Genomic DNA, 1,690 nt, shown 5'->3' on the forward strand with positions numbered 1-1,690 from the left:
CGTGCTCGTCGCCGCCTGCACGCCCGCGGACGTCGACCGCTCGACGCCGCCCACGCCCGCGGCGCCCACGACGTCACCGGCACCGGCACCGCGTCCGTCGTCGAGCGTCGCCCCACCGGCCGTGCCGGTCCGGGACGCCGCCCTCGACGCGCTCGCACCGCCCGCGGCCCCGCCCGTCCCCGTGCGGGTCACCGTGCCGTCCGTCGGGATCGACCTGCCCGTCGAGCCCGTGGGGGTCGACCCTGACGGTTCGATGGCTCTCCCCGGGTCGGCGGACGTGGCCGGCTGGTACCGGTTCGGCCCGGCGCCCGCGTCGCCCACCGGCAGCACGCTCGTCGCAGCGCACGTGGACGCCCGCAGCACCGGCGTCGGCCCGTTCGCTCGGCTGCGTGACGTGGCACCGGGCGCCCAGGTCGACGTCACGACCGCCGACGGGACGACGACGGCGTACCGCGTCGTCGACGTCGTGCGCATCGCGAAGGAGGAGGCCCCCGTGGAGACGTGGTTCGACCGCGACGGCGCGCGCCGGCTCGTCCTCGTGACGTGCGGCGGTGCGTTCCGGCGCGACGTGGGGCACTATGCGGACAACGTCGTCGTGACCGCCGAGCCGATCGGTGGTTGACCGTGCCGGTGCAGGCCGAGCTGCGACGACCGGGGCGCAGTGAGGAGCCGACAGTGACCGGACCGGGGCAGCCGCCCGCGGACCCGTCGCGCCCCCTCGCCTCGGTGCCGTCGCCCGGCGCACCGGCAGCCACCCCCGAGCCCGGTCGCCCGCCCGCCGCGGCGGCCCCGCAGGACCGGGACGGCGCTGACGTCGACGCGCTCGGCGCGGCCTTCGCCGCCGGGGACGAGCGCGCGGTCGGCGAGGCGTACCGCCGCTGGTCGGCACTCGTCCACACCGTGGCCCTGCGCTCGCTCGGCAGCCCGACCGACGCGGAGGACGTCACGCAGCAGGTGTTCGTCGAGGCGTGGCGTGGTCGGCACCGCTTCGACCCGAGCCGCGCGCGGCTGCCCGCGTGGCTGCTCGGCATCACCCGGCACGCCGTCGCCGACGCGCACGAGCGTCGGGCCCGTGACCGCAGGCTCGCCGACGCCGCCGCGCCGACCGTCGTGGCCGCGGAGTCCGGCGGTCAGCCGCGGGTCGACGAGCACGTGGTGGACCGGGTCCTCGTCGCCGACGAGCTCGACCGGCTGGGCGACCCGCAGCGCACGATCCTGCGACTCGCGTTCTACGACGACCTCACGCACGACCAGATCGCGACGAGACTGGACCTGCCGCTCGGCACGGTGAAGAGCCACGTCCGGCGCAGCCTCGCTCGCCTGAGAACCCGATGGGAGGTGGACGGTGCCGTCCGATGAGTCGCACGTGGACGACGACGTGCTCGCCCTGATCGCCCTCGGTGAGGACGTCGGGACGGCGGACGAGCGCGCCCACGCGGTGCGGTGCCTCCGGTGCGCCGACGAGGTCGCAGCGCTGCGCGGCGTCGTCGGGCTGGCGCGCGACGCGCGCGACGACGGTCCGCTCGTCGCTCCGCCGCCGCAGGTGTGGGACCGCGTCGCCGCCGAGCTCGGGCTCGGCGCCGAGGCGAGCGTGGCCGCGGCCGGGACCGGGACGGCGGGTGCGGCCAGCGCCCCGGCCGTGACCCGGGACCGCGCAGCCCGCACCGGCGAGGCACGGGACGACACCGCC

At 77.8% G+C, this 1,690-nt stretch carries 2 protein-coding genes and 1 pseudogene; all 3 read left to right on the plus strand.

The window, feature by feature from the left end:
• Nucleotide 1: 1 nt before the first annotated feature.
• Entirely contained in the window at nucleotides 2-622 is a 621-nt protein-coding gene (locus CBZ_RS20185) for a class F sortase (RefSeq protein WP_373862213.1), read from the plus strand.
• Between the two features lie 53 nt (nucleotides 623-675).
• The gene (locus tag CBZ_RS20190) at nucleotides 676-1,359 is read left to right on the plus strand and encodes an RNA polymerase sigma factor (protein WP_130783211.1); all 684 of its coding nucleotides are present in this window, start codon (nucleotides 676-678) and stop codon (nucleotides 1,357-1,359) included.
• Nucleotides 1,360-1,366: 7 nt separating this feature from the next.
• Nucleotides 1,367-1,690: pseudogene (locus tag CBZ_RS20195) on the plus strand (hypothetical protein); the annotation flags it as partial.

Origin of the sequence: Cellulomonas biazotea (genome assembly GCF_004306155.1) — a bacterium.
In the GTDB taxonomy this organism is placed as follows: domain Bacteria; phylum Actinomycetota; class Actinomycetes; order Actinomycetales; family Cellulomonadaceae; genus Cellulomonas; species Cellulomonas biazotea.